This window comes from Rhodococcus sp. KB6, from assembly GCF_001445685.1.
Lineage (GTDB): Bacteria > Actinomycetota > Actinomycetes > Mycobacteriales > Mycobacteriaceae > Rhodococcus_F > Rhodococcus_F qingshengii.
This window is the reverse complement of record NZ_LNAK01000050.1, coordinates 1-3,849: the sequence shown is the minus strand read 5'-3', so window position 1 is coordinate 3,849 and position 3,849 is coordinate 1. Positions and strand designations below refer to the sequence as shown.

General features: G+C 61.2%; 2 protein-coding genes. Both read left to right on the top strand.

The annotated features are described in order from the left end of the window. Window positions 1-77 precede the first annotated feature (77 nt). Window positions 78-1,337, top strand: a complete 1,260-nt coding sequence (locus tag ASU23_RS11180; protein WP_058037925.1) for a site-specific integrase — start codon at window positions 78-80, stop codon at window positions 1,335-1,337. Continuing rightward, the gene (locus tag ASU23_RS11175; RefSeq protein WP_058037924.1) at window positions 1,334-3,820 is read left to right on the top strand and encodes a site-specific integrase; all 2,487 of its coding nucleotides are present in this window, start codon (window positions 1,334-1,336) and stop codon (window positions 3,818-3,820) included. Before ASU23_RS11180 ends, ASU23_RS11175 begins: the two co-directional genes overlap by 4 nt. The last annotated feature ends 29 nt before the right edge of the window (window positions 3,821-3,849 follow it).

The following is a 3,849-nucleotide window of genomic DNA, read 5'->3' as shown; positions in this document are numbered from 1 at the left end:
GCCCCGTTGACTGAACTAAATGCTGAACGGTGCAGGTCTGAAGGGGTGGGGTCGATGTGGGTCGGTAGCTTGCGGACATGAGCGAAGGGGAAAGTCCGAGAGATCTGTCGGGGCTGGTGGTGGCCCGAGTGGGTCGGTTGACAGCGACCGGTCAGGCGTCGGAGCCTTACGTCTTGCAGGGCAGCGACGGTGAACGAGTGGAGTCCGTCGAGGTGTTCTTTCGGGAGTTGATCGCTTCTGGGAGGTCGGTGGCGACGGTGCGTTCATACGGTATGGATCTGCTGAGGTGGTGGAGGTTCCTTTACGCTGTGGATGTGGCGTGGGATCGTGCCTCTCGGGTCGATGCCCGTGATTTCAGTTGTTGGATTCAGTTGGCGGCGAAGCCGCGACAAGGGTCAGTGGTGCCGGCCAGTGCCGAGTCGGCTGCTACTGCTGCGGTATCCCCGAATCTTGTCACCGGTAAACCGGCTCTGGGGGTCGGGTACTCGCCGGCGACAGTGGCGCACAGTGAGACGGTGCTGCGAAGTTTCTATGATTTTCATCGGGACGCGGGTACTGGTCCCGTCTTGAATCCGTTCCCTCTCGATCTCTCTCGCCGGTCGAGACGGGCTCATGCGCACCACAATCCGATGGATCATTGGGCACCTGAGCGTGTGGGACGCTACCGGCCTCGGGTCTCGCAGCGGATTCCCCGAGCGATTCCCGAGGATCTGTTCGAAAAATTGTTCGCGGCGTTGTCGTCGGATCGGGACCGGGCGTTGGTGGCGTTCTGGATTTCGTCCGGGGTGCGAGCGTCGGAGTTGTTGGGAGTCCGCGAGTGCGATGTCGATCCTGGTCAACAGTTGATTACTGTGGTGCGCAAGGGAACACGTGCGGTGGAGCAGGTCCCCGCGTCGGCAGACGCGTTCGTCTGGTTGCGGTTGTATCAGGAGCAGCTGCGGGGCGAGGTGCCACTCGGACGGATGCAACCGTTGTGGTGGACACTGCGAAGGCCTCGTCGCCCGTTGAATTACCATGCGGCGCATCGGATGTTCGAGCGTGCGAACGCTACCCTCGGTTCGGATTGGACTCTGCACGACTTACGTCACAGTGCAGCGAGGCGGATGGCCAACGACCCGCACTTGTCCTTGGTGGAGGTCAAAGAGGTGTTGGGGCACGCACATTTGTCGACGACCGAAATTTATCTGACACCCGACAAGGACGAGGTGATCGCCAGCGTCCTGGCCCACCACGCTCGTACTGCTGATCAGCGGGAACATCCGAGGACTCCTCTACCGCCTCCTGCACCTGGGTACGATCCGGCAGCGTTGAGCGTGTTGTTCGGGAGGACGTTGTGAGCACTGCCGTCAAGCACATGACCCGCCCGGAACGCTTCGAGGTCACACCGGTGCCGCATTCGAGGATTCGCCAACTGCACAAGCAGTTTCCACCACGCGAAGTTGAACTCTGGTGGCCGCACACCGCTGCCTCTGCCGAGGAGGTCGAGGCCCGCCTGAACTGCTCGGTGCTCGCTGAGGCTGCGGTCACTACCCGCGCCGGACGGCACCGGGGCGTGATCAAGATACTGACCTGGTTGGCTTCGGTGCCCGGCGATACCTGGCAAGCCCGGTGGCTCGCCAGCGGCGCCGAGAACATCCGCGGGTCTCGTTACGGCGCGACAGCCTCATGGGCCGATCTCCCGGTGGAATGGATTGCCGGACACGGGCGCCCTGTCAGACATGATCGCAACGATCTGGCTGCAGGACTGCTGATGTTGCTGTGCCTGGACGTGATCCGGCCGCAGTTGCCGTGGATGCTCTCTCGGGCGCACCCGTTTCTCGCGCCGATGATGGCAAAGCTGCGAGATCCGGACGGATTCGCGCGGTTGGACGAGCTTGCTGCCACTCAGCCGGATACCTCGCGAGACGATGCACGAATCGCAGCGACCAGAATCGCGACTCTGCTGGTATCCAAAGGCGGGACTGTCGCAGAGATCACTGTCGGCGATTGTGTGGAGCTGATCGACACGATGGCGCAGGTGCACTCCCGCCGCGGTCAGAAGAAGATCGATTTCTACCTGCGACTACGTGCGATGGGCATCTTTCCCGAGGACGCACCACACAGCATCCGCGCGTTCGGCGCTCCGGTCGGACAGTTGACGATCGAACAACTCGTCGACCGCTACCCGATCGAGAACCAACCGATCCGAGATCTGCTCATCGACTATCTGCGCGAGCGTCAACCCGCGCTGGACTACACCAGCCTCAACTCTCGTGCCCGAGGACTTGCCGGGCTGTTCTGGAGCCGCGTCGAGACACTCGCCCCCGGTATCGACACCCTGGCGCTGCCGCCTGACGTCGCCCGAGCATGGAAGGACGACCTGAGATCGATCACACGCACCGCCGTCGACGCGGCGGGACGAAAGCACGAAACAACTTCGCCCCGAAAGAATTACAAAGACAATCTGTTGCAAGTGCGCGCGTTCTATCTCGACCTCGCGCACTGGGCCGTCGAAGATCCGTCCCGCTGGGCGCAGTGGGTGGCGCCCTGCCCGATCAGTGACGGCGAGGTCAAAAGAGGCAAGGAACTCAAACACCGCAAAGCGCGGATGGACCAACGCACCCGCGAGCGGTTGCCTGTCCTGTCTCAGTTGGTTCGGTCCGCCGCTGACCGCCGCGCGGCCGCAGCGGCACTACTCGTTGCGGCGCAGAACACCGAACCAGGTGAGGTGATCGCGGGAACCGACGGAGAACTGCGACGATCCTTGATCCGTCGGGGAACCGGCCGCGTCGTATGGGCCGACAATACTGTCAGCGGTGTTCGTCGCGATCTCACCTACGAGGACGAGGAAGCATTCTGGGCATTCGCCACCATCGAAGTGTTGCGGCTCAGCGGTATCCGTCATGAAGAGCTCCTCGAGCTCAGTCACCACAGCATCACCGAATACCGACTACCCAGTACCGGTGAACTGGTTCCGCTGCTGCAGATAGCTCCATCGAAGACCGATACCGAGCGGCTGATCTTGGTCAGTCCCGAGCTCGCGGAAGTCCTCAGTGCGGTCGTTCAGCGTTCGCGGCAACCAAACGGATCGATACCTCTCGTGGCTGCCTACGATACGCAGGAGAAGCTGTGGAATCCGCCGATGCCGCTGCTCTTTCAGCGGGGAATCGGAAACGAACGCCGAGCGATCCCACCGAGTTTCGTCCGCAAGCTCCTCATCAATGCGCTCACCGTGGCAGCTCTCACCGATGCCAGTGGCGATCCGTTGATGTTTCAGCCCCACGACTTCCGGCGAATATTCGTCACCGACGCGATCATGAACGGCCTGCCACCCCATATCGCACAGGTTATTTGCGGGCACAAGACAATTGACACGACGATGGGCTACAAGGCCGTCTACCCCTCGGAAACTATAGAAGCGCACCGAGCTTTCATCGCGCGTCGTCGTTCGATGAGGCCCAGCGAGGAATACCGGACACCGACCGACGAGGAATGGGATGCGTTCTTGTCTCATTTCGAGAAGCGGAAAGTATCGGTCGGGACCTGCGCACGGTCGTTCGGCACACCCTGCATCCATGAGCATGCTTGCGTCAGATGCTCACTCCTGCGGCCGGATCCAACGCAGCGAGGCAGGCTCGAAGAAATCCGAGACAACCTCGAAGCCCGCATCATCGAAGCCAAACAGGAAGGCTGGCTGGGTGAAGTCGAAGGACTGCAGGTCAGCTACACCGGAGTCAGGGACAAGATCGCACAGGTCGATGCCACGATGAAACGAGGATCGGCAACAACTGACCTCGGAATGCCTGGATTCGGATCGATCTCGGGAAGGACTTCCACATGATTACCAAGCTTGAATTCTTGTTCAGAGAA